The following is a 22,283-nucleotide window of genomic DNA, read 5'->3' on the forward strand; positions in this document are numbered from 1 at the left end:
AATGAAAACAGTTTGATTTTAGGGCTTGTCAGGCCAAAAACGCTTCGAGGAGATGGGCCAGCGCATGGGGTTGGTCATGGTGCAGCATGTGGCCCGCATCGTCCAACGTGGCTTTTTCCAGTTGGGGCACCGATTTCAGCCGCTCGTGAAATTCAGCCAAGGTGTATTGGCCTTTCCACCATTGGGAGAGGGAATCATCGGACGCTTGGACCGCCAAAACAGGGGCGCTGATGCGCTGGTACATGGCCAGTGCTTCTTCAACGCGAAACAAATAAGGGTTGATGACCTTGTGCGCCGAATCACCCAAGATGCGCCACTGGCCGTCTGGGCCAGGGCGGGCCCAATGCTGGGCCAACCAGTCGGCTTGATCCCGGCGCAAGCGGCGGTTGGTTTTCATCAGTCGGGCCGCTACGCCTGCGGCGTCGGCATAGGGTTTGAGGGCCTTGTCCACTTCGCGTTGGGCTTTGACCTCATCCAGCCACTGTGTCATGCGGCTGGGCGCTTGAGCGGCATGGGTCGCCGCCATTCCAAAGCCCTCCAAATTGACCAGCCGACGAATGCGCTCAGGCCGTGTGCCTGCGTACATCATCACCACATTGCCGCCCATGCTGTGGCCGACCAGGTCAATCGCTTGGCCGGGGTACAGATGGTCCAGCAAGGCGTCCAGATCGGCCAGGTAATCGGGGAACCAGTAGCTGTCGGTGGGCGCAGTCTCGGTCAGTCCGTAGCCGCGCCAGTCCATGGCGATGATGGGGCGTTGGCTGACAAAAGTGGGGCTGAAGGCATCGACCATGAATTGCCAAGAGGCGGCCACGTCCATCCAGCCATGGGCCAAAACGAGGGGCGTGCTGCTTGGCTGGGGGGTGCCCCATTGGCGCAGGTGGTAACGACAGCCGCGCAGCGGCACCCAATGGCTTTGTGATTCGCGTTGAACTTGGTACATACTTTCTATCATAAGGAGACAAACGATGAGCGTCAGTCGCAACCAGGACCGCCCAAGCCGCGCTGTCCCTGACCGTTACGCGGCCCTTCACCAGGGCTTTGGCTGGAAAGTGCCCAAGCGCTTCAACATGGCCCATGCTTGCTGCGGCCAGTGGGCGGCACAGCCGGCCATGGCCCAGTGTGTGGCCATCCGAGAACATGTGGCGGGCCAAGGCTTGGGCCAAAGCTGGACCTTCGGCCAACTGCAAGCTGCGGCCAACCGCCTGAGCCGGGTACTGCAAGGGCTAGGCGTGCAGCGCGGCGACCGCGTGGCGATTGTCTTGCCCCAGCGTTTTGAGACCGCCGTGGCCTACATGGCGGTGCTGCAAATGGGGGCAGTGGCCATGCCGTTGTCCATGCTGTTTGGGCCTGAGGCCTTGTCCTTTCGCATCAACGACAGCCAGGCCCGTGTGGCGGTCTGTGACGAATCCACCGTACGGGCCCTGCAGTTGGCCCGGCCCGACTGCCCAGGTATGCAAGCCCTCATCGGGGTGGGTCAGGCTGGGGCGCTGACCGATCTGGATTACGAGCAAGCGGTGCACAAACAGACCGCAACGTTCAAAGCCGTCAGCACCTGGGCCGAAGATCCGGCGGTGCTCATTTACACCAGCGGCACCACGGGTAACCCCAAGGGCGCACTGATTCCACACCGAGCCTTGATTGGCAACCTCACCGGTTTTGTGTGCAGCCAAAACTGGTTTGGCTTTGACCCCTTCAAAGCCGAGCGGCCGTCGAAAGCGGTGTTCTGGTCGCCCGCCGACTGGGCTTGGACGGGGGGCTTGATGGACGCTTTACTGCCCTGCCTGTATTTTGGGCGGCCCATTGTGGCCTTCCATGGGCGTTTCTCCCCTGACGTGGCCTTTGAGATTTTGCAAACTCATGGCGTGACGCACACCTTTTTGTTCCCCACGGCGCTCAAAGCCATGATGAAAGCCGTACCCGATGTGAAAGCCCGCTACCACCTGAAGCTGCAGGCCATGATGAGCGCGGGCGAGGCGGTGGGTGATGCGGTGTTTGGCTACTGCCAGCAGCAGATGGGTGTGACGGTCAACGAAATGTTCGGTCAGACGGAGATCAACTACGTGGTGGGCAACTGCTCCCGCCTGTGGCCCGCCAAAGCCGGCAGCATGGGCAAGGGCTACCCGGGTCACCAAGTTGCGATCATCGATGAAAGGGGGCAACGGTGCCCACCTGGCACGCCGGGCGAGGTGGCGGTCAACCGTTTCGATGTGCATGGGCAGCCCGACCCGGTGTTCTTTTTGGGCTACTGGAACAACGACAAAGCCACCCAGGCCAAATACACAGGCAACTGGTGCCGCACGGGCGACATGGCGGTGGCGGATCAGGATGGCTACCTTTGGTACCAAGGCCGCACCGACGACATGTTCAAGGCCGCGGGTTATCGCATCGGCCCGGGCGAGATCGAAAACTGCCTGGTCAAGCACCCGGCTGTGGCCAACGCCGCTGTGGTGCCCAAGCCCGACGCCGACCGGGGCGCTGTGGTCAAAGCCTTTGTGGTGATGTCGCCCGACTGGCTGGCGCGCCGGCCCGACGGGCCGGACCAAAGCCGCTTTGACGACGCGGTGCGCGACGCACTGCAGGCCCATGTGAAGGGTTTGCTGGCCCCCTACGAATACCCCAAAGAAATCGAATTCATCGATCAGCTGCCCATGACCACCACGGGCAAGGTGCAGCGGCGGGTGCTGCGGCTTCAGGAAGAAGCACGCGCGACAGTGTTGCAGGCCTAAGCACTTGGACGCGTGACAAAATCAATCCATGGCCTTGTCTCCCTGACCCGGGAAAACAGTTTGGCTTGAATTCAACACAGGACACACCATGAATCTCGTTCAACTCGGTCAATCCGATCTGCAAGTGACCCCCATTTGCCTGGGTACCATGACCTTTGGCCAGCAAGTCAATGAAGCCGACGCGCACGCCATCCTGGACCGCTCCTTGGATGCGGGCATCAACTTCATTGACACGGCCGAGATGTACGCCGTGCCGGCCTCGGCCGATACGTGTGGGGCGACGGAAACCTTCATTGGCAATTGGTTTGCCAAACGCCCCGGTGCCCGCCAGAAGCTGGTGCTGGCCACCAAAGTGGCAGGCCCCTCGCGCGGCATGCCCTGGATCCGTGAAGGCTCGGGCATGACCGGGCAAGACATTTTGCAAGCCTGCGAGGGTAGCCTGCGTCGCCTGCAAACCGATGTGATTGACCTGTACCAGATCCATTGGCCTGAGCGTCATGTGCCGGCCTTTGGCATGACCTACTTTGACCCCGCCAAAGACAAGTCGGTCACATCCATCCACGAACAACTCGAAGCCTTGGCCAAATTGGTCAAGGCGGGCAAGGTGCGTTACATCGGTCTGTCCAATGAAACCCCCTATGGCGTGCATGAATTTGTGCGCCTGGCCGAGCAGCATAGCCTGCCGCGCGTGGCCACCGTGCAAAACCCTTATTGCCTGGTCAGCCGCACTTACGACAATGGTTTGGACGAAACTTGTTACCGCCTGAACGTGTCAATGTTGGCGTATTCGCCGCTGGGGTTTGGCCTGCTCACGGGCAAATACGATCACGACGATTTGAACGGCCCGCTGGTGCCTGACGGTGGCCGCATTGCCCGTTACGACTCGATGCGCAAGCAGCGCTGGGGTCGCCCCGAGGCCCTGAAGGCCGCTCGCCGCTACAACCAGTTGGCGCGTGACAACGGCATGACGCCCACCCAGATGGCCTTGGCCTTTTGCTACCACCGCTGGAGCGTGGCCAGCACCATCATCGGTGTCACTTCCTTGGCCCAGTTGGAGGAAGACCTGGCGGCTTGGCGCACTCAGCTGACGCCCGAAGTCCTCAAGGCCATCGACGACATTCGCTGGGAAATGCGCGATCCGGCTCTGTGATTCGAGGCCATGGCCAAGAAAGACAAAGTCAGCGAAACCCCGGCCACGGCATTTTTGCGCCTGCACGGTGTGGCATTCACCGAGCACCCCTACGAGTACTTGGAGCATGGCGGCGCCCAGCACAGTGCGCAGGTGCTGGGGATGGACCCCTTTGCGGTGGTCAAGACCCTGATCATGCAAGACCAGGATGCCAAGCCTTTGGTGGTGTTGATGCACGGCAACCGCAAGGTGTCCACCAAAAACTTGGCACGTCAAGTCGGGCTCAAATCGGTGGAGCCGTGCGCCCCCGAGGTGGCCAACCGCCACAGCGGTTACCTGGTGGGTGGTACGTCTCCCTTTGCCACACGCCGCACCATGCCGGTGTACATCGAAGACACCATCCTCGGTTTGCCGCGCATCTGTATCAACGGTGGTCGACGCGGTTATCTGGTGGGCATAGCCCCTCAGGTGTGCGTGCAACTGCTGGGTGCGCAACCGGTGCGTTGCGCGCTGGCAGAATGACATGCCTATAAAAAAGGGAGCTTTCGATGGATATCTTGATTCCAGTGGCCGTGGTCTTGGCCAGTTACTTGATGGGTTCACTCAGTTTTGCCGTCATCGTCAGCCGCTTGATGGGCCTGAACGACCCACGCAGTTACGGGAGCAAAAACCCTGGCGCCACCAACGTTCTGCGTTCGGGTAGCAAGAAAGCCGCCATCCTGACCTTGTTGCTCGATGCCGTGAAGGGCTGGTTGCCTGTCGCGATGGTCTTGGCTTGGGGGCCTGAACACGGCTTGGGCGTGGGCGTGGCTGCATGGGCTGGCTTGGCGGCCTTTTTGGGTCACTTGTACCCGGTATTTTTTGGTTTTGTCGGTGGCAAAGGCGTGGCCACTGCGGTGGGCGTGTTGGTGGGGGTCAACGGTGGTTTGGCTTTGGCCACGGTGCTCACATTTGCCATCGTGGTCTATTTCAGCCGCTACGTGTCGCTGGCCTCGATGGTCGCGGCCGTGTTTGCGCCTGTGTTTTATTTGTTCGGTGATGGCGTGACTTGGGAGGCTAGCGCGACCGAGGTTTTCTGCCTGGCCGTGATGGCTTTGCTGCTGGTGTGGCGGCACCGTGAAAACATCAACCGCTTGCTGGCTGGGACCGAGTCGAAATTGGGAAAGAAAAAAGAATGAACCACGACCTCCAGCGCTTGCACGTAGCGGCCCGATACAGCGAGGCGGCCATTTTCAATGGCGTGGTCTATTTGGCAGGCATGGTGCCCGAATGCGAGGCCACCGACATCCGCAGCCAGACGGCCGATGTGCTGCGCCAGATCGAGCAGCGACTGATTGAGGCGGGCAGCGACAAAACCCGCATTTTGCGCACCCAGATTTACCTGAAAGACATCACCGACATCGCGGCGATGAACGAGGTGTGGGATGCTTGGGTGGTGGCTGGCAGCGCACCGCCCCGTGCCACCGTGCAGGCGGCGCTGGCCAATCCGGCCTATTTGATTGAGGTGGTGGTCACGGCGGCGGTCAAGGGCTGACGCCGCAGGCATGCGCCCCCAAAAAAATGGGCCTCTGCGGAGGCCCATTTTTGTTCAGATCAGACCCGAGGATCACATGCGCTCAAAAATCGCCGCAATGCCCTGACCGCCGCCGATGCACATGGTCACCAGGGCGTAACGGCCGTTCACGCGTTGCAACTCGTACAAGGCTTTCACAGTGATCAGTGCGCCCGTGGCACCAATGGGGTGGCCCAGTGAAATGCCTGAGCCGTTGGGGTTGACCTTGGCCGGGTCCAAGCCCAGTTCGCGGGTCACCGCGCAGGCCTGGGCAGCAAAGGCTTCGTTGGCCTCAATCACATCCAAGTCGTTCACCGTCAGACCGGTTTTCTTGAGTACGGCTTGTGTGGCCGAGATGGGGCCCACGCCCATGATCTTGGGGTCCAGACCCGTGTGGGCGTAACCCACCAGGCGGGCCAGCGGCTTGGCGCCACGGGCTTTGGCCGCACCGGCTTCCATGAGCACCACAGCGGCTGCGGCGTCGTTGATGCCCGAGGCGTTGCCGGCAGTCACGGTGCCGTTTTCTTTCAAGAACACAGGCTTGAGCTTGGCCATGTCTTCAAGCTTGCAGCCGGGGCGGAAATGCTCATCGGTGGCGTAGGCGATCTCGCCTTTCTTGCTTTTGAGCATGACCGGCATGATCTGGTCTTTGAAGTAGCCGGCTGCGGTCGCGCGCTCGGCGCGGTTGTGGCTTTCCACCGCCAGCGCATCCTGCATCTCGCGGGTGATGCCGTACTTGGCAGCCACGTTTTCGGCCGTCACACCCATGTGGATGGTGTGGAAGGGGTCGTGCAAAGCGCCGACCACCATGTCGACCATCTTGCTGTCACCCATGCGGGCACCCCAGCGGGCAGAAAGAGAAGCGTAGGGGCCGCGGCTCATGTTTTCAGCGCCGCCGCCAATGGCGATGTCGCAATCACCTAACAAGATGGACTGGCTGGCGCTGACGATGGCCTGCAGGCCCGAGCCGCACAGGCGGTTCACGTTGAAGGCGGGTGTGCCTTCGGCGCAACCGCCGTTGATGGCCGCCACGCGTGACAAATACATGTCTTTGGGCTCGGTGTTGACCACATGGCCAAACACGACATGACCGACATCTTTGCCTTCGGTACCTGCACGCGACAGGGCTTCTCGCACCACCTGAGCGGCCAGCTCGGTGGGCGCAATGTCCTTCAGGCTGCCGCCATAGGTCCCAATGGCGGTGCGCACACCGCTGACAACAACAACTTCACGGCTCATGACAGGTCTCCAGGATATAAAAAATGACAAATGGCCAGGGTTTACAACGCCGATCAGTGTCAGGCGCAATGGCTACAGAGGCCTGACAAACGGCGCAGTTTGGCTGAGCCCCTTTAGCCCCTCACGTCGGCCACCGGTTCGCGGCCAAAGTCGGGCCGGGCCAAAAAGCGCAAAACTTGCTCGGCCGCCTGCGCGGGCGAGCTGAGCTGGCCCTGGGTTTTGAGTTGTAAAAACTTCGATCGGTCCGGAAAAGCCTCTCCAGCCGCACCGCGCAGCTGTACCTGCATGTCGGTGTCGATCACGCCGGGAGCGAGCGAGCAGACTTTGGCACCGTTGGTGTGCAGGGCTTCGTCCAGCGCCAAGCACCGGGTGAAATGGTCCATGCCCGCTTTGGCTGCGCAGTAGCCCGCTTGCGAGGCCATGGGGAAACGGCCAAGGCCCGATGAAATGTTGAGCACTTTGCGCGGCAGGGGCCAGCTTTCTGTGGCCCCCAAAAACGCCGCACTCAAGGCCATGGGGGCTTCCAGTCCCACGCGCAGTGCCAGTGCCAGATCGGCGGGCTGGGACTGGCGCAGCGGGGTGATGGGGGGGATAACGCCCGCGTTGTTGATCAGGCTGGCGCTGGCGAAATCCTGAGGGTTCTGGCTTGTCAGCCACTCGCGCAGCCGCATGCTGGCACCTTCGCCGTCGGCCAGATCGTGTGTCCATTGGGTGAGGGGGACATTCGCCTTCAGGGCGGTCGAGGCCAGGTTGGGGTTGGCGTGGCGCGAGAGGCACAGCAGGGCGTTACCGGGCTGCAGCAACTGTTCGGCCATGGCCAAGCCCATGCCGCGTGAAGCGCCGGTCATGATGTACAGGTGTCTTTTCATGCCGGCCATGTTAGGGACTTCGGTCCGATCTGGCAGTGCCGCAGTTGACAGGCCTGGAGCAGGTCTCAGCCGCCTTGCGCGGCGCGAATCCGGTTGACCTGAAGGGGCGTGACTTCGCCTGCTTGGTTGCCCCATTGGGTGCGCAGGTGGGTCAGCACGGCAGCGATGTCGCGGTCGTCCAATTCGAGCAAAAAGGGCGGCATGCCGAAGGGCCGAGGGTGATCTGCCGTAGCTGGACCATAGCCGCCGTACAAGACGAGTTGCACCAGGTTGGTGGGGTCCTTCAGGAGCACAGCACGGTTACCGGCCAGAGCGGGGTAGGCCACCTCGCCTGAGGTGGTTTTTACACCCGCACCTTGCTCACCATGGCATTGCTGGCACTGGCGCTCGTACACCTTGGCACCTTGGTTCGCCACTTGCAAGGTGATGCGCTTGGGCTTGCTGTCCACCGCTTGGCTTGGAGGCGCCGTTTGGGCCCGAGATTGCAAATACAGCGCCATGGCTTGCAGGTCGGCTTCGGAGAGGTGTTGCAGGCTGTGCTGAACCACTTCGCCCATGGGACCGTTGGCTTGTGCGTTCATGGATGCGCCAGTTCGCAGCAGGCGGACGATTTCAGGCAAAGGTGTGCTGGCCATGCCACTTTCGGCGTCGCGGGTCAGATCAGGGGCATACCAGTTGAGCACGGGGATGAGCCCGCCGGACAAATCGTCCACCGCGCCACTGGCCCCCAATGCATTGCGCGGGCTGTGGCAGGCGGCGCAGTGGCCTAGGCCTTGGACCAAATAGGCGCCACGGTTCCATTCGGCACTTTGGGCCTTGTCGGTCTCAAAGGGACTGGGCTGAAAGAAAAGACTGCGCCAAACGGCCAAAGCAGGCTGCGTGCCCAAGGGCCAGACCAAAGTGTGGGCAGCTTGGACATTCGTGACCGGGGGCAGGGTCTTGAGCCACGCAAACACCGCGTCGCTGTCTTCTCGTGTCACCACGCTGGTGTGGTTGTAAGGGAAAGCCGGCGTCAGCAAGCGCCCGCCACGGGAGCGGCCCAGGTGCATGGCTTGCCAAAAATCTTGGGCGGTCCAGCGGCCCAAGCCTGTGTCGGGGTCCGGTGTGAGGTTGCTGCTGTACACGCCGCCAAAAGGGGTGTCGATGCGACGACCGCCTGCCATTGGGATGCCGCCCCGAGTGGTGTGGCAGGCCATGCAGTTGCCTGCCAAAGCCAGGTATCGGCCTTGTTCAAGCTGGGCCTTTGTGTCCATGACCCGGGCTGCAGGGGCGGCTTGGGACGGGAGCATCAGGTCGCCCCAGTTGTCGGCCACCACACCCAAAGCCAAAACGATCACACTGAGCCCAGTGACCCACAGTAATCGTTTGACCGGGTGCATGTTTTGCATGGCCTTTTTCATGGTCGGCCCCCTGACTGGGCTTGGCGTGCGCCCGAGAGTTCCGGCGCACTGCCGCAGCGCAGCCTTTCAGGCAAAGCAGGCCCAGCGGGCGGACGATCGGCTGGCCGGGTGTCCGCAGGCAGGGGTTGCCGGGCCAACCAACTGGACACCGCGATCAGGTCTTGAGCCGGCATGCGCTTGACGATCTCGGCCATGCAATCGGGGGCGTGAGCGCGGCGTTGTCCGGTTTGCCAAGCACCCAGTTGGGCGTTCAGATAGTCGAGCGGTAAGCCCAGCAGCCCGGGGACGTTCGGCTGAACCCCTGTCAGGCGAGTGCCGTGGCATTGGATGCAAGCGGGCAGTCCGCGAGAGGCGTCCCCTTGCGTGACCAATTGTCGGCCTTGGGCCAGTCGCTCGGGGGTGATGGCATTGTTGGTCGTGGGTGCCGGGTAGGGCAGTTTCAGGTCGGCAAAGTACTGTGCCATCTCCCCCAAATATGCATCGGTCAAAGGGTCGACCAAGCGGGCCATCAGGTCGTAATGGCGTCTGCCCTGCGCAAAATTGCGCAACTGGTTGTGCAGGTAACCAGCGGGTTTGCCGGCCAGTCGAGGGTAATAACCATCCGGCCCTGCGCGGCCTTGGTCGCCATGGCATGCGGTGCAAGCACGGGTGCGCTCGGCCATGTCGTCGGTGAATCGAGCGGGTGTTTGTGCGTTGACGGGCCACGCCAGCAATGCGGTTGCGGCCATGAGTCCAACGAAGGTGGCGCTTTTGAGCGCCGGCAGAAGGCGCATGCGTACAAGCTCAGAGCGCGGTCCTGCGCTCAGCCGTGGCGTGAAATAGGGCGCATTGATAGAGGTCCTCATGCTTCGAAGATAACCGAAGCGGCGACAATGTCGGGTTTCATGCCATATGCCCACGCTTTTGGCGTCTTGTTTTCCTTCATCTGTTCAAGCCATGTCCGATATCCAAGTCCGCTTCGCCACCCTCAAAGACGCTCCCGCTGTGGCCGCATTGCATGTGAGCGCTTGTCGCGCCGCCTACGCCGGCCAAGTGCCAGATACCCATTGGGACGCCACCCCCATGCCCAAACGCGTGTCTTTTTGGAAAGAGGCCATCGAATATGGCGAGCCGCAAGTCATGGTGGCTGTCGATGGTCAAGAGATTGTCGGTTTTGTGGGTTTTGACCGTTCTCGCGATCCGAAGTCTAAAAACACCACGGGTGAAATTTGGGCCATTTACGCCGCCCCCGAGCGCATCGGCCAAGGTGTTGGCTTGGCCTTGTGGGATGCTGCCCGAGAAGGCCTGCAAGAAGAAGACTGCACCGATGTGACGGTTTGGCTGCCCTTGCTGCACGAAGAAACGTTGCGCTTTCACGATCTGGCCGGTTTCAAGCGTGAGATGAACACGGCCCGCACCGTGCCTTTGGGCGGCGTGAAGGTCGAAGAAGTGCGCCTCAAGCGCAAGTTGGGCTGATGTCCCTCATGCCTTCTGGGGCACGCATTTTGCTCGCGCCGATGGAGGGGCTGCTTGACCACACCCTGCGCGACATGCTCACGCGGGTGGGCGGGGTGGATTTGTGTGTCTCCGAGTTCATCCGCGTGACCAACACGGTGCTGCCGCGCCGTGCCTTCATTCGCGTCGCGCCGGAATTGCTCAACCAAAGTCGCACCGTCGCGGGCGTACCAGTGCGGGTGCAACTATTGGGGTCTGACCCCGATTATTTGGCGGCCAATGCCGTGGCATTGGCCCAGTTGGAACCTGCAGGCATTGATTTGAATTTTGGCTGCCCAGCGAAAACGGTGAACCAACACCGAGGCGGAGCGGTCTTGCTGGACGAGCCCGAGCTGGTGGGCCAAATTGTGGCGGCCGTGCGCCGGGCAGTGCCTGCGCACATCCCGGTCTCCGCCAAGATGCGCTTGGGATACAACGACGACAGCCGTGCCGAAGAGTGTGCTTTGGCCATCGAAGCCGCAGGGGCCAGCGATTTGGTGGTGCATGCCCGCACCAAGGCCCATGGCTACCGCCCACCCGCCTATTGGGAGCGGATTGCCGATTTGCGCCAGCGCGTGCGAATGCCGATGGTGGCCAATGGCGACATTTGGACTTTGGCAGACGCATTGCGCTGCCGTGAGGTGACAGGTTGTGAGCGGCTGATGATCGGGCGAGGCATGGTGGCCGATCCAGGTCTGGCATTGGCGATTGCACAACATGACGCCCTGAAATGCGGCTCTGTGCAAAGTGCCGTGACTTGGACGCAGATTGTGGGTTTGATGCGCTTGTTTTGGCAGGGTATTGCCCAGAGGGTGGCACCGCGCCACCGCGCTGGGCGGCTCAAACAGTGGCTCAATTACTTGCGCCGTGTTTATCCTGAAGCGCAGGAGGCTTTCGAACAACTGCGTTTGCTGCATGACCCGGTCACGATTGACCAGTGGTTGGCTGCTCAGGCAGTCGGGTGACGGCTCAGGTACTGGGCCACTTCGGTGCGCAATGCTTCGAGTTGGGGTGCCAAACCCTGGTAGGCGGCTTGGACATCTGCGGATTCGGCGTGCTTGCTCAGGTGTTCGACATGCACCACCAACTCCACCAAGCTGTCGACACAAAACACGGGGGTGAAGCCTTTGAGTTGGTGCAGCAAGCGGTTGGCACCCTGCAGATCGTCTTGATCCAGCAGGGCTTGAATGCGCGGCAGGTCTTCTCCCAAGGTTTGGTGCAAGCTCTTGAGCAAGGTCAGAACCCCACTGGCATCTCCAATGAATTCCATGGCCCGGTCAATGGACAAGTAACTGGGTTCAAAAGTTGAGCGCATAGAGTCAATGGGTGGTGTATGCCATAAGGTTACAAATTGTAATGCCCTGCCGGTCAATCTAACAAACCTGATAAACCTGTTTCAGGCTCAAAACGCTTGTTTTTGAACAGCAAGCGTGTCGGGCCCGGAAAAACGGGATGTGGGATGGCGTGCCGCGGGTCGCCAGGGTAGCAAATGGTGCGGATGCCGTCTTGATCAAAAGGTTCAGGCTCCACCACCGGGGGGGGGCGGCTTTGTGCTTCCGACAGCGCACTGTGGGTGTCGGAATGCTTTGCCAATTGGACCAAGCCCATGATTTGCGGTGGCGCCAATTCGATCTCGTGGTCCCAATAGCGGGTCAGTGCCTCTCGGGGCGTGGTCCACAGGGTTTCGGTGGTTTCATGGTTATCGTGGGCGGCGGTTTGTCCCTCGGGCACGCGGGCAATGAAAAAACGGGTGTCAAAGCGCTTGTGGGTCACCGAAGCTTGGCGCGGGGTGATCCAGCGGGTCCAAGGCACCAAGGTGTCGGTGGTCAAGCGCAGCGACAGGGCCTGAAAAGCCTCTGCCCAGCTTTGCCCGTTGGCCAGAGCGTTTTGCAGGGCCAGAAGCTGCGCTGCAGCCTCGCACGGGTCGTGCAGATCACTTGACTGACCCAACAAAATACCGCATTCCTCAAACGCTTCGCGGATGGCCGCGAAAAAAAGGCCGGCCGCCCGGTCAGCACTCAAATCGGGCTCGGCCAGTCGCTGGTGCAGTGTGGACGGGTCTTGGCTCAATCGGGCCAACACCGACGGACTCTGGTCGGCCAGGTCAAGCTTGCCACCAGGAAACACGTAAGCGCCCCCCAGGACGCTGGAGGCTTGGTGACGCTTGAGCAAAAGCACCTGCAGACCATGGGCGCTGTCTTTCAGCAGAACCACTGAAGCAGAGTCCAGTGGGGGGGTGGTGATGGTTTGGGTGTTCAGTTCCATGGGCAAGCTGTCAATCGTGCAACACAGCCACGGGGCTGCGTGTTTGAAAGTCGGTTCAAATAAGGGGACACTCTCAGGTTATCAGACGCTTGGCGTCCAAACTGTCGCCTGTTCACATCCCTTGTAAAGGAAAACACATGAGCATTCATTTCAAAGACCGTGTGGCCATCGTCACTGGCGCGGGCGGTGGTTTGGGCCGTCAGCACGCGCTGGCGCTGGCTGCTCGCGGCGCCAAAGTGCTGGTCAATGACTTGGGGGGCGATGTGCACGGCGACGGCGGCTCGGTGTCGGCGGCGCAAGCCGTGGTCGACGAAATCCGCGCTGCCGGAGGCCAAGCGCTGGCCAACGGCGCATCGGTCACAGACTTTGAGGCGGTCAAGGCCATGGTGCAACAGGCGGTGGATGCTTGGGGTCGGGTGGATATTTTGGTCAACAACGCGGGCATCTTGCGCGACAAAAGCTTTGCCAAGATGGCGTTGGCGGACTTCAAACTGGTGATGGATGTGCACGTCATGGGTGCGGTGCATTGCACCAAGGCCGTCTGGCCCATCATGCAAGCGCAAAACTACGGGCGTATTGTCATGACCACTTCTTCCAGTGGTTTGTACGGCAATTTTGGCCAATCCAATTACGGCGCGGCCAAGATGGCGTTGGCGGGCCTGATGCAAACCTTGTCGATTGAAGGTGAAAGAAACCACATTCGCGTGAACTGTTTGGCCCCCACTGCGGCGACCCGCATGACCGAAGGCCTGATGCCCGAGGCCGTGCTCCAAGCCCTGGACCCCAGCGCGGTGGTGCCTGCCATGTTGGTCATGGCCAGCGAAGATGCGCCCAACCGCACCATCATTTGTGCAGGTGCGGGCAGCTTTGAGGTGGCGCACATCACCCTCACCCAAGGCGTGTACTTGGGCACAGGTGCCGATACCGCCGATCGCTTGGCTGCTGCGATGGCGCAAGTCACCGCGCGGCAAGGTGAGATCGTGCCGCGCTCAGGGTCAGAGCAGGGGGCGTTGGAAGTGGGCAAGGCCATCGCAGCCCACCCAGCAAGTTAAGTGTTTTGTAATTTCAGGACCCACTCTTCGTAGTTCATGCGCGCGCTTTTCAGTGCATTGACCAAGATTTGGGTGGAAGCTTCAATGGCATCTCGAGCACCTGCCAGGCGCTCTGCTGCCAACATCTTTTGGTACAGACCCGCTACTTGGGGCAAGGCATTGCGGTTGGGTTTCCTGCGGACAGAAAAATAACCCACCACGTTCTTATGCCTGTCTAAAGAAGGGGTCACGTTTGCAAACACCCAATAAAACGAACCGTCTTTGCTCATGTTTTTGACGAATGCAAACACTTCTCGGCCTGCTTGAACTTCATCCCACAACAGCTTGAACACCGCGCGAGGCATGTCGGGATGGCGCACGATGTTGTGTTGGATACCCAACAATTCACTCTCTGAAAACCCCGAGTAGTCTTTGAATTCTCTGTTGCCGTAGGTGATCTTGCCTTTGGGATCTGTTTTGGAGATGATGAATTCGTTATCTGCCAAGACTCTCTCAACTTGCGTTGGAACAATATGGTGGTGCTTCATGAAAGGGGCGCTCCGTCGGTAGCGGAGAATTTTCAGGGCTTCCATGAACGCTTGTTTTGACTGAAATCAACAAGACTGGCTTTTTCTGGCTGCGAACACGTTCACTTTTACAAGCGAAACAGCCCTTCAAGCCCACAAGTTGGCGTCTGCTGTTATCGTGGGACTCGTTTTCAACTTGACCGCAGGACCGATGGGGGGTGTGTGGTCACGGTTGGGGCGTCAGCATGGCGATGTGGAGAGCGCCTTTCATCATCCGTTCAAATTCAACCTTGACCCCATCCCGTGATCACCGCGCTTGACTTGAAGGAAACCGCAATGCCCTGTGCGATCGCCACAACGGTCAAAACCGGGCCCATGGTGGAGGCCAAATCCACAGCATGGGGTGGGCGCAACTCGCCCAGCTGTTCCCTCAAGCCCCTCGCGCCCGCCCGCCCATTGTTCAAACCCGCGCGACCGAGCGCTACCGATATCCATGAATCCAAACCAGTCTCTCGACGTCGGTCCCGCAGCGCATGGGGGGGGCACTGAAGTCCGGCGAGAAGAAGCCGTCATCAAGGCAGGGGCCTTGCAAAACGCCATTTTCAACAGCGCCAACTTTTCCAGCATCGCCACTGACGCCAAGGGGGTGATTCAAATCTTCAACGTGGGTGCGGAGCGCATGTTGGGGTACTTGGCCTCGGAAGTCATGAACACCATCACGCCGGCCGAGATCTCAGATCCTCAAGAGTTGATCACACGGGCGGGTGCACTGAGTGCCGAGTTTGACACGCCCATTACCCCTGGCTTTGAGGCGCTGGTTTTCAAAGCCTCGCGGGGTATTGAGGATATTTACGAGCTGACCTACATCCGCAAAGATGGCAGCCGATTTCCGGCCGTGGTTTCGGTGACCGCGCTGCGTGATATCGACAAGGTCATCATCGGGTATCTGTTGATTGGCACCGACAACACGGCCCGCAAGCAGGTGGAGGCTGACCAAAAAAAACTCGACCAACGCTTGCGTGACCAGCAGTTCTACACCCGCTCGCTGATCGAGTCGAACATTGACGCTTTGATGACGACCGATCCGGCAGGCATCATCACCGACGTCAACAAGCAAATGGAAGCGCTTACCGGCTGCACCCGTGATGAACTCATCGGTGCGCCTTTCAAAAGCTATTTCACCGATCCGGCGCGGGCCGAGGCGGGCATCAAGTTGGTGTTGACCGACAAAAAAGTGACGGATTACGAACTCACGGCCTGTGCGCGTGATGGCAAAAAAACGGTGGTGTCGTACAACGCCACCACCTTTTATGACCGTGACCGCACCTTGCAAGGCGTGTTTGCGGCTGCGCGTGATGTCACGGAACGCAAACGCTTTGAGCAAGCCTTGCAGGAAACGAATGTGGAGATGGAGAGTGCCAAATCCGCCGCAGAGAAGGCCAATCTGGCGAAGTCCGATTTTCTGTCGGGCATGAGCCACGAGCTGCGTTCACCGTTGAATGCCATTTTGGGTTTTGCACAACTGATGGCCACGGCATCGCCCCCGCCGTCTGATGCGCAAAAGGAGAGCATCACCCAAATATTGCAAGCGGGTTGGCACCTCTTGAAGTTGATCAATGAAATTTTGGATCTTTCCGTGGTCGAGTCGGGCAAAGTGTCCCTGTCTTTGGAGCCTGTGGACTTGCCGGAGGTCTTGGCCGAATGCCACGCCATGATGGAGGCGCAAGCCCAGGAACGAGGCATCGTTTTGATTTTTCCAGAATTTGATCAGCCCAGCTTTGTTTGGGCGGATCAGACAAGGCTCAAGCAAATCGTGATCAATCTGTTGTCGAATGCGATCAAATACAACCAAGCCAAAGGCCAAGTGAAGGTGGCATGCGCTCTGGTGTCGCCGAACCGCGTTCGGATCAGTTTCAAGGACACGGGTGCAGGGCTGCCGCCCGACAAACTGGCACAACTGTTTCAACCCTTCAACCGCTTAGGCCAAGAAGCTGGCAATGTGGCGGGCACGGGCATTGGTTTGGTGGTGACCAAGCAACTGGTCGAGTTGATGGATGGGGTGCTGGGGGTCAACAGCACAGTGGGTCAGGGCAGCGAGTTCTGGGTGGAGTTGCGCAGCACGCCAACCCCTGAGCTCAAGACCACAGCACCCGACGGAGCACTGCCCAAACCCGATGTTGATCGGGTCAATGCACCCCAAAAAACACTTTTGTACATCGAAGACAACCCTGCCAACATGAAGCTCGTTGAGCGCTTGATCGATCGGCGACCGGATATCCACCTGTTGACGGCGGTTGACGGCGCGCTGGGGATTGCGCTGGCGCGCTCGACCTTGCCGGATGTGATTTTGATGGACATCAATTTGCCAGGCATCAGCGGTATTGACGCCTTGAAAGTACTGAGGTCAGACACGGCCACAGCGCATATCCCGGTGGTGGCCATCAGTGCCAATGCCATGCTGCGAGACATCGAGGTGGGTCGGCAACTGGGTTTTTTCAGATATTTGACCAAGCCCATCGTGGTGGAAGAGTTCATGACGACTTTGGATCTGGCGCTCGAGAGTGCTCAAAAAATAACGAGGTGATGTTTTCCTGAAAGCGTCGTTTCGTGGGTTGTCAGCTTTCACCGCATGGCTTCGTCTTTTCACTTTTGTAGGGATAACGCGTGATTCACACTTCCGATACCTTGAGGGCCAAGCTGCTCATCGTCGACGATCAAGCCGCCAATGTGCTCTTGCTAGAGCGCTTGCTGCGCAGCGCAGGTTACAGCGCCATTTCAACGACGCAAAACCCCCAAGAGGTGGTGGACCTGCATCGCCAAAACCGATACGACCTGATCCTTTTGGATCTGAACATGCCTGAGATGGATGGCTTCCAGGTGATGGAAGCGCTTCAAAGCGTGGAGGGTGATGGCTCTTTGCCCGTTCTGGTCATCACGGCCCAGCCGAGTGAAAAGCTGAGAGCCTTGAAGGCCGGTGCTTTGGACTTTGTTACCAAACCATTTGACATTGCCGAGGTGTTGGCCAGAGTGCAGAACCTGCTGCAGGTGCGCTTGTTGAATTTGGAGACTCAAAAACTTTACAAGCAAGTTCTTGTGGAGCAGGAGTTGTCCGATATGTTGCTGCACAACGTGTTGCCTCAAGCCATTGCCGAGCGATTAAAAGGTCGTTCCAAGCTCACCGCCGATCACCTCAGCCAAGCCATCGTAGACAGTTACGACGAAGTCACCGTGCTGTTTGCGGACATTGTGGGTTTCACGGCTTTTTCGCAGGACGTGAGCCCGGAGGTGTTGGTGGGTGTGTTGAACGATTTGTTCACACGTTTTGACCACATTGCCGAGCATCGCGGCCTTGAGAAAATCAAAACCATTGGCGACTGTTACATGGCCGCTGCAGGTTTGCCCACCGTGGTGTCAGACCATGCCGACCGCGCTGCGCACATGGCACTCGACATGATCGAGGCGATTCAAGATTTCAACGCCAACACCCAGCATCCGCTCAACATCCGCATTGGCATCAGCACGGGTGCGGCTGTCGCGGGGGTCATTGGCAAGAGCAAATTCCTGTACGACCTTTGGGGCGATGTGGTGAACACGGCCAGCCGAATGGAGTCACATGGCATCGCTGGCCGCATTCAATTGAGCGAGGCCACACGCCAGGCGTTGCGTCAGCCCTTTGCACTCGAACACCGTGGCCTCATAGAGGTCAAAGGCAAGGGCGAGATGAGCACATGGTTCTTAAAGAGTGCCAAGCTGAGCTGACCCACTGCCTTGGAAACAGATCACCCGAGGACTGATCCCAACCCCGTTTACACAAAACTCCGTACACCCTCGGATGCGTAGATCGAAGCCGCTGCCCTGAAACTGCGAGATGGCTTTGGCAAGTGAAATATGAATGTTATAAATTAGCTGAAGCTGCTTGTGCAAGTTGGGGCACAAGTATGGTGTGCTAAAAAGGGTGTTGGTGTGAAGGATGTGTGTACTGTGGTGTAAAACGACATTTATATAGTCCTACGCTCAATACTAAGCACTTGCTTGATTTGGACTTTTGCAGCTACATTTCAAGGAATGAAATAACTGCGATATCGGAGGAATTTGGAAATGAATAATTTGAAATATTTTTCAATATTTTTGGGATTGTCAGTAATTGCTGCATGCTCGCCCCAAAAAGATGAATGTTTAGAAGCAAAAATGGTGGCTAAAGGTTACGCCGCTAAAATGTTCGATATAGCTCTTTCGGGGGCAAAAGGCGCTTCAGCATATAATAGTGTTCTTGGTTTTCCAGAAGCTTTGGAGGATGCAAAGAAAAAATGTAATGATCCAAGCTTGACTTTAGAGAAGTTAATTAATCAAGCTGCTACCATCGAAAGTAATCAAGTTGTAAATAATAAAAAATCAGAAATCGATCGTGCGCCAATTAATACTCCGCCAATTAATGTGGTTCCTGCTGATACTGTGCGTGAAGGGTCTATTATTGGTAAGGGGCGAGCGCATTTCCATACCAATAACGATTCCAGTTTTCAAAAAATTAATGATCTTTTTCTAATACCGGGTGATGTTTTCTATGCTGGAAAAACTAGCGATGATGGTAAAATGATATTTGTTGAGTATAATCCAAGAGGTGGCTATATTGTTGAAGGGTGGATATCCGCTGACAGAGTTCAGCTTAAGTAATGTGAATGCCATTAATCTATTTTGCAAAGTCCAAATTTTAATATCGGAAATTCATCTTTATTTCAAAACAATGAAAAATAAACTGTTAATTATTATTTTATTTTTATCCGCATTTTCCGGAATTTCGGCTAACGCCCAAGATGATAGGCTTATTAGGACTAGATGCTACAAGACGGAAAGTCCTGCTGGAGAAGTTTGCTTGTTTGAGGATCGTAAAGCAATCGCTGGTAACAAAGAAAAATATCAAGATACATGCGAAAAATCTGCAAGTCTCTCAATGAAAAATTTAATTCAATCTGAATTAAGAGTTGTTAGTACAGGTGGGGTTGAGACGGATAGGGTTAAGGTTCAGAATCTATCTGAATTGGATTTGGTAAAATTTAGAGTTTTGGATAAAAAGACTTTTTATGTCTCTGTTAGAAATGGTGCATGTAGTATTTTTGGGGGTGTGATTTATACGCCTTTTTGGGTTGTGGATGGAAAAATATATTTTATGAATATTGAAAATAAAAATAAACATTTTATGAAAACCTTACGAAAAACATGGGCTCCAGTTCATGATGGATTTTTGGAGGTTATCAGTGAGCCTGCTGAATCAGATGGTACTCAATGGGAGACAAATTTTATAAGGTATCAGAATTTAAGCGGGAAATGGTTGTCATTAAAAAAATCTATTCCTGAACTCTCGGAAATTGAAAATGATGAACTATTAAATGAAAAAAATTTCCCTAAAAGGGTAATTCGCTGAATAGACTGAATCTATAGTCTTTATTTGCAATTTTCGATTTGATGCCAAGAACAGCAGTCATGTAAAACGTCACTTCGACTGCATATCCTCTCAAACCCAACCCTGCCGCCAAACACCCTCATCCTGCAGCTCGCGCCAAGCAATCACCTGAGTAGCCTTTGAGAAAACCGCCTCGATTTCCACCAACTCAATCGGATCGGTGGGCTGCTCAGGTTGAATCACCCGGCTGACCAAAAAGTGCTTTTGCTTGGCCACGGGCTTGACCGCAGTCCACTTGCTCAGCAGCAGTTTTTTGGGGTTGAGCGGGTTCATGGCTTGCGTTGCATTTCCCGCGCCACCGCCTCGGCCAGCTCGATCACCGCCATGGCGTAGTAGCTGCTCCAGTTGTACCGGGTGATGGCGTAGAAGTTTTCTGTGCCGGCCACGTAGCTCGGGGCATTGGCGCCGTTGCGCAATTCGATCAGAGCCAAGGGGCCACTGTGCTCCAGTGCGGCACCTTCGAGTGCGGCACCCTTGGCCATGAAGTTGGCCACACTGAAGGTGGGCAAGATGTCTGGGGCCATCAAGCTGTCCATGTCCGTTTGACCCGGGGTGAGGGTCACCGGGTAATGCGTGGGCATGCCAGGCCGCCACTGAAAGGCTTTGAAATAGTTGGCTACCGAGCCAATTGCGTCCGCAGGGCTGCCAAACAGGTCAATGCGACCGTCCTCATCAAAGTCGACCGCAAACTTGGCCCAGCTCGAGGGCATGAATTGCGGCAAACCCAAGGCACCGGCGTAACTGCCCCTGATGGCCACGGGGTCGGCACCGCTGCGCGATGTCAGCAGCAAAAACTGCTCTAACTCACTGCGGAAGAAGGCTTGGCGTTCAGCGGCTCTGGGATGGGCCTGCGGGAAATGAAAGGCCAAGGTGCCCAAGGCGTCCAGCACCCGGAAGTTGCCGGTGTTTTGGCCATACAGCGTTTCAACCCCGATGATGCCGACAATGAGAGAGGCGGGTACGCCGTATTCGCGCTCAGCCTTGGCCAGCGCAGCTTGGTGTTTTTGCCAGAAACGCCAACCCGCTTGAATGCGGACCGGCTCAATGAAGCGGGCCCGGTAGGCGCCCCAGTCTTTGGCGACGGGGCTTGCAGGGGGCAGTACCCATTTTTCAACCAAGGGCAAGCGTTGTGCTTGTGCCATGGTTTTTTGTGTCCACGCCGGGTCCAATGGCAAGCGGCTTGCAGCTTCTTGAACCCAAGTTGACACTTCGGGGGTGGCGCTCAGCGGCCCTGCATTGGCCGCGACTGCCGCTGGCTGGTTGGGCGTGCGTTGGTGGGCGCTGGTTTTGTTTTTTTTCTTGGGTTTCTTGGGTGACTGCTGAAGGTTTTTGCCGGGTTTGTGGGCTTTTTTCTCGCCGGCTTGGGCTTGCGCCGTGTTGGCCCAGGCCGTGAGCGAGAAAAGACACAAAACGCTGGCGATCAACGCTGTCAGGCCAACTGCAAGGCTTGATCGGGAATTGGGCGAGTGGGTTTTCATGCGGCCCTCAGTTTAATCGCGCCCAAGCCGAGTCAAGGGAAGGGGCGTGATAAGCTGGCAAATCAAAACAAGGCTTTATCCCGACAAACCACAGTGCTGCTTCAGTGCTGAGCACGCAGGAAGACCATCTCCTTATGGGCGCGACAGCTTATTTCACACACCCTACATTTTGGAAACACGAAATGGGTCAGGGGCACCCTGAATGTCCAGATCGTTTGGGGGCCATTGAAGACCGGTTGCTCATCAGTGGTTTGGACATGGCCTTGGAGCGCAGACAGCCCCGTCCAGCATCTTTGGGTGACATCGAATTGGCGCACGGTCGCATGCATGTGGCCGCTTTGCGCGGTTTGGGTGATGCTTTGCTGGAAGATTTGGCCGCTGGTGGCCCTGCGCACACCTCGCTGGACCCGGACACCATGATCAACGCCCACACTTGGGATGCGGCATTGCTGGCAGCGGGTGCGGCCATCGATGCCACCGATGCTGTGCTGGCCGGTGAACTGGAAAACGCGTTTTGCGCAGTCCGCCCACCAGGGCACCACGCTTGTCGGGACAAGGCCATGGGTTTTTGTTTCTTCAACAACGTGGCGATTGCCGCCAAATATGCGCTGGAGCGGCATGGCCTCAAAAGGGTCGCCATCGTGGACTTTGATGTGCACCATGGCAACGGTACCGAGGACATCGTGGCGGGCGATGAGCGCATCTTGATGGTGAGCTTCTTTCAGCACCCCTTCTATCCCGAAGGCGGTGCGCAGTCGAATGCCAGCAACTTGGTCAATTTGCCTGTGCCTGCTTACACCAAGGGCATGGACATTCGCGAGCTGATCGACATGATGTGGCTGCCCCGCTTGGAGGCGCATAAGCCGGAGATGATTTTCATCAGCGCTGGGTTTGACGCCCACCGGGAGGACGACATGGGGCAGATGGGTCTGGTAGAGCAAGACTACGCCTGGATCACCCAGCGCATCAAAGAGGTGGCTTTGCGCCATGCCAAGGGGCGCATCGTCAGCTGCCTTGAAGGCGGCTACAACCTCAGTGCCCTCGGGCGCAGTGTGGAAGCGCATTTGCGGGTACTGGCGGACGTCTGAAAAAGCACGGCAGTGGGATGGAGTTGGCCATGATCGCCATTTTGT

Annotated in this window: 23 protein-coding genes; 13 read left to right on the forward strand and 10 right to left on the reverse strand. The window is 57.7% G+C overall.

Annotated features, from left to right (window positions below):
- Nucleotides 1-28: 28 nt before the first annotated feature.
- Nucleotides 29-943 carry an alpha/beta fold hydrolase gene (locus ACHEXK_RS03715; RefSeq protein ID WP_416548027.1) on the reverse strand — a complete coding sequence of 305 codons (915 nt, stop codon included), beginning with the start codon at nucleotides 941-943 and terminating at the stop codon, nucleotides 29-31.
- A 25-nt stretch (nucleotides 944-968) separates the two neighbouring features.
- On the opposite strand from ACHEXK_RS03715, the gene ACHEXK_RS03720 reads away from it, so the two are divergent.
- From ACHEXK_RS03720 to ACHEXK_RS03740, 5 genes are all read left to right on the forward strand, one after another.
- On the forward strand, nucleotides 969-2,729 hold the full coding sequence (locus ACHEXK_RS03720) for an acyl-CoA synthetase (protein WP_416548028.1): 1,761 nt from the start codon (nucleotides 969-971) through the stop codon (nucleotides 2,727-2,729).
- 88 nt (nucleotides 2,730-2,817) lie between these two features.
- Nucleotides 2,818-3,879 (forward strand): aldo/keto reductase, encoded by a 1,062-nt coding sequence (locus ACHEXK_RS03725; RefSeq protein WP_416548029.1) that lies wholly within the window; start codon nucleotides 2,818-2,820, stop codon nucleotides 3,877-3,879.
- A 9-nt stretch (nucleotides 3,880-3,888) separates the two neighbouring features.
- Entirely contained in the window at nucleotides 3,889-4,380 is a 492-nt protein-coding gene (locus ACHEXK_RS03730) for an aminoacyl-tRNA deacylase (RefSeq protein ID WP_416548030.1), read from the forward strand.
- A 26-nt stretch (nucleotides 4,381-4,406) separates the two neighbouring features.
- A complete protein-coding gene (gene plsY / locus ACHEXK_RS03735; protein ID WP_416548031.1) occupies nucleotides 4,407-5,036 on the forward strand; it encodes a glycerol-3-phosphate 1-O-acyltransferase PlsY in 630 nt (209 codons plus the stop codon).
- Complete coding sequence (locus ACHEXK_RS03740) at nucleotides 5,033-5,392, forward strand: RidA family protein (protein WP_416548032.1); 360 nt, start codon at nucleotides 5,033-5,035, stop codon at nucleotides 5,390-5,392. The genes plsY and ACHEXK_RS03740 overlap by 4 nt, the downstream gene beginning before the upstream one ends.
- Before the next feature lie 72 nt (nucleotides 5,393-5,464).
- Here the strand turns inward: ACHEXK_RS03740 and bktB are convergent, their stop codons facing one another.
- From bktB to ACHEXK_RS03760, 4 genes are all read right to left on the reverse strand, one after another.
- Entirely contained in the window at nucleotides 5,465-6,649 is a 1,185-nt protein-coding gene (gene bktB / locus ACHEXK_RS03745) for a beta-ketothiolase BktB (RefSeq protein ID WP_416548033.1), read from the reverse strand.
- 113 nt (nucleotides 6,650-6,762) lie between these two features.
- Entirely contained in the window at nucleotides 6,763-7,518 is a 756-nt protein-coding gene (locus ACHEXK_RS03750; protein ID WP_416548034.1) for an SDR family NAD(P)-dependent oxidoreductase, read from the reverse strand.
- Between the two features lie 65 nt (nucleotides 7,519-7,583).
- Entirely contained in the window at nucleotides 7,584-8,918 is a 1,335-nt protein-coding gene (locus ACHEXK_RS03755) for a c-type cytochrome (protein ID WP_416548035.1), read from the reverse strand.
- Nucleotides 8,915-9,646, reverse strand: a complete 732-nt coding sequence (locus tag ACHEXK_RS03760) for a c-type cytochrome (protein ID WP_416548850.1) — start codon at nucleotides 9,644-9,646, stop codon at nucleotides 8,915-8,917. The genes ACHEXK_RS03755 and ACHEXK_RS03760 overlap by 4 nt, the downstream gene beginning before the upstream one ends.
- 208 nt (nucleotides 9,647-9,854) lie before the next feature.
- Here ACHEXK_RS03760 and ACHEXK_RS03765 point away from each other — a divergent pair, with 208 nt between their 5' ends.
- The gene (locus tag ACHEXK_RS03765; RefSeq protein WP_416548036.1) at nucleotides 9,855-10,373 is read left to right on the forward strand and encodes a GNAT family N-acetyltransferase; all 519 of its coding nucleotides are present in this window, start codon (nucleotides 9,855-9,857) and stop codon (nucleotides 10,371-10,373) included.
- Between the two features lie 8 nt (nucleotides 10,374-10,381).
- Nucleotides 10,382-11,356, forward strand: a complete 975-nt coding sequence (locus ACHEXK_RS03770) for a tRNA dihydrouridine synthase (protein WP_416548852.1) — start codon at nucleotides 10,382-10,384, stop codon at nucleotides 11,354-11,356.
- Here the strand turns inward: ACHEXK_RS03770 and ACHEXK_RS03775 are convergent.
- Together ACHEXK_RS03775 and ACHEXK_RS03780 are read right to left on the reverse strand one after the other, a co-directional pair.
- Entirely contained in the window at nucleotides 11,341-11,706 is a 366-nt protein-coding gene (locus tag ACHEXK_RS03775; RefSeq protein WP_416548037.1) for an Hpt domain-containing protein, read from the reverse strand. The two genes, ACHEXK_RS03770 and ACHEXK_RS03775, sit on opposite strands and share 16 nt — an antisense overlap.
- A 53-nt stretch (nucleotides 11,707-11,759) precedes the next feature.
- Nucleotides 11,760-12,656, reverse strand: a complete 897-nt coding sequence (locus tag ACHEXK_RS03780) for an NUDIX hydrolase (protein ID WP_416548038.1) — start codon at nucleotides 12,654-12,656, stop codon at nucleotides 11,760-11,762.
- Between the two features lie 137 nt (nucleotides 12,657-12,793).
- Between ACHEXK_RS03780 and ACHEXK_RS03785 the strand changes: the two genes are divergently transcribed.
- Nucleotides 12,794-13,708 (forward strand): SDR family NAD(P)-dependent oxidoreductase, encoded by a 915-nt coding sequence (locus ACHEXK_RS03785; protein ID WP_416548039.1) that lies wholly within the window; start codon nucleotides 12,794-12,796, stop codon nucleotides 13,706-13,708.
- Here the strand turns inward: ACHEXK_RS03785 and ACHEXK_RS03790 are convergent.
- Nucleotides 13,705-14,280, reverse strand: coding sequence for a PAS domain-containing protein (locus tag ACHEXK_RS03790; protein WP_416548040.1), 576 nt, complete (start codon nucleotides 14,278-14,280; stop codon nucleotides 13,705-13,707). The genes ACHEXK_RS03785 and ACHEXK_RS03790 overlap by 4 nt on opposite strands.
- Nucleotides 14,281-14,707: 427 nt before the next feature.
- Between ACHEXK_RS03790 and ACHEXK_RS03795 the strand changes: the two genes are divergently transcribed.
- The 4 genes from ACHEXK_RS03795 (at nucleotide 14,708) to ACHEXK_RS03810 (ending at nucleotide 19,633) form a co-directional block, all read left to right on the forward strand.
- Nucleotides 14,708-16,798, forward strand: a complete 2,091-nt coding sequence (locus ACHEXK_RS03795; protein WP_416548041.1) for a PAS domain S-box protein — start codon at nucleotides 14,708-14,710, stop codon at nucleotides 16,796-16,798.
- Nucleotides 16,799-16,878: 80 nt separating this feature from the next.
- Entirely contained in the window at nucleotides 16,879-17,973 is a 1,095-nt protein-coding gene (locus ACHEXK_RS03800; protein WP_416548042.1) for an adenylate/guanylate cyclase domain-containing protein, read from the forward strand.
- A 339-nt stretch (nucleotides 17,974-18,312) separates the two neighbouring features.
- A complete protein-coding gene (locus ACHEXK_RS03805; protein WP_416548043.1) occupies nucleotides 18,313-18,885 on the forward strand; it encodes a hypothetical protein in 573 nt (190 codons plus the stop codon).
- 70 nt (nucleotides 18,886-18,955) lie between these two features.
- Nucleotides 18,956-19,633, forward strand: a complete 678-nt coding sequence (locus ACHEXK_RS03810) for a hypothetical protein (RefSeq protein WP_416548044.1) — start codon at nucleotides 18,956-18,958, stop codon at nucleotides 19,631-19,633.
- Between the two features lie 90 nt (nucleotides 19,634-19,723).
- Here ACHEXK_RS03810 and ACHEXK_RS03815 read toward each other — a convergent pair whose 3' ends face one another.
- The gene (locus tag ACHEXK_RS03815) at nucleotides 19,724-19,945 is read right to left on the reverse strand and encodes a TIGR02450 family Trp-rich protein (protein WP_416548045.1); all 222 of its coding nucleotides are present in this window, start codon (nucleotides 19,943-19,945) and stop codon (nucleotides 19,724-19,726) included.
- Complete coding sequence (gene mltB / locus ACHEXK_RS03820; RefSeq protein ID WP_416548046.1) at nucleotides 19,942-21,150, reverse strand: lytic murein transglycosylase B; 1,209 nt, start codon at nucleotides 21,148-21,150, stop codon at nucleotides 19,942-19,944. Before mltB ends, ACHEXK_RS03815 begins: the two co-directional genes overlap by 4 nt.
- A 134-nt stretch (nucleotides 21,151-21,284) precedes the next feature.
- Between mltB and ACHEXK_RS03825 the strand changes: the two genes are divergently transcribed.
- Nucleotides 21,285-22,238, forward strand: coding sequence for a histone deacetylase family protein (locus ACHEXK_RS03825; protein WP_416548047.1), 954 nt, complete (start codon nucleotides 21,285-21,287; stop codon nucleotides 22,236-22,238).
- The last annotated feature ends 45 nt before the right edge of the window (nucleotides 22,239-22,283 follow it).

The sequence above is a fragment of the Limnohabitans sp. DCL3 genome (genome assembly GCF_048019295.1).
In the GTDB taxonomy this organism is placed as follows: Bacteria; Pseudomonadota; Gammaproteobacteria; order Burkholderiales; family Burkholderiaceae_C; genus Limnohabitans_A.

Excerpts from the sequence above, each read along its gene's own strand:
- ACHEXK_RS03715 (WP_416548027.1), bottom strand. The coding sequence starts at position 943 with ATGTACCAAGTTCAACGCGAATCACAAAGCCATTGGGTGCCGCTGCGC.
- ACHEXK_RS03720 (WP_416548028.1), top strand. The coding sequence starts at position 969 with ATGAGCGTCAGTCGCAACCAGGACCGCCCAAGCCGCGCTGTCCCTGAC.
- ACHEXK_RS03725 (WP_416548029.1), top strand. The coding sequence starts at position 2,818 with ATGAATCTCGTTCAACTCGGTCAATCCGATCTGCAAGTGACCCCCATT.
- ACHEXK_RS03730 (WP_416548030.1), top strand. The coding sequence starts at position 3,889 with ATGGCCAAGAAAGACAAAGTCAGCGAAACCCCGGCCACGGCATTTTTG.
- plsY (WP_416548031.1), top strand. The coding sequence starts at position 4,407 with ATGGATATCTTGATTCCAGTGGCCGTGGTCTTGGCCAGTTACTTGATG.
- ACHEXK_RS03740 (WP_416548032.1), top strand. The coding sequence starts at position 5,033 with ATGAACCACGACCTCCAGCGCTTGCACGTAGCGGCCCGATACAGCGAG.
- bktB (WP_416548033.1), bottom strand. The coding sequence starts at position 6,649 with ATGAGCCGTGAAGTTGTTGTTGTCAGCGGTGTGCGCACCGCCATTGGG.
- ACHEXK_RS03750 (WP_416548034.1), bottom strand. The coding sequence starts at position 7,518 with ATGAAAAGACACCTGTACATCATGACCGGCGCTTCACGCGGCATGGGC.
- ACHEXK_RS03755 (WP_416548035.1), bottom strand. The coding sequence starts at position 8,918 with ATGAAAAAGGCCATGCAAAACATGCACCCGGTCAAACGATTACTGTGG.
- ACHEXK_RS03760 (WP_416548850.1), bottom strand. The coding sequence starts at position 9,646 with ATGGCCGCAACCGCATTGCTGGCGTGGCCCGTCAACGCACAAACACCC.
- ACHEXK_RS03765 (WP_416548036.1), top strand. The coding sequence starts at position 9,855 with ATGTCCGATATCCAAGTCCGCTTCGCCACCCTCAAAGACGCTCCCGCT.
- ACHEXK_RS03770 (WP_416548852.1), top strand. The coding sequence starts at position 10,382 with ATGCCTTCTGGGGCACGCATTTTGCTCGCGCCGATGGAGGGGCTGCTT.
- ACHEXK_RS03775 (WP_416548037.1), bottom strand. The coding sequence starts at position 11,706 with ATGCGCTCAACTTTTGAACCCAGTTACTTGTCCATTGACCGGGCCATG.
- ACHEXK_RS03780 (WP_416548038.1), bottom strand. The coding sequence starts at position 12,656 with ATGGAACTGAACACCCAAACCATCACCACCCCCCCACTGGACTCTGCT.
- ACHEXK_RS03785 (WP_416548039.1), top strand. The coding sequence starts at position 12,794 with ATGAGCATTCATTTCAAAGACCGTGTGGCCATCGTCACTGGCGCGGGC.
- ACHEXK_RS03790 (WP_416548040.1), bottom strand. The coding sequence starts at position 14,280 with ATGGAAGCCCTGAAAATTCTCCGCTACCGACGGAGCGCCCCTTTCATG.
- ACHEXK_RS03795 (WP_416548041.1), top strand. The coding sequence starts at position 14,708 with ATGAATCCAAACCAGTCTCTCGACGTCGGTCCCGCAGCGCATGGGGGG.
- ACHEXK_RS03805 (WP_416548043.1), top strand. The coding sequence starts at position 18,313 with ATGAATAATTTGAAATATTTTTCAATATTTTTGGGATTGTCAGTAATT.
- ACHEXK_RS03810 (WP_416548044.1), top strand. The coding sequence starts at position 18,956 with ATGAAAAATAAACTGTTAATTATTATTTTATTTTTATCCGCATTTTCC.
- ACHEXK_RS03815 (WP_416548045.1), bottom strand. The coding sequence starts at position 19,945 with ATGAACCCGCTCAACCCCAAAAAACTGCTGCTGAGCAAGTGGACTGCG.
- mltB (WP_416548046.1), bottom strand. The coding sequence starts at position 21,150 with ATGAAAACCCACTCGCCCAATTCCCGATCAAGCCTTGCAGTTGGCCTG.
- ACHEXK_RS03825 (WP_416548047.1), top strand. The coding sequence starts at position 21,285 with ATGGGCGCGACAGCTTATTTCACACACCCTACATTTTGGAAACACGAA.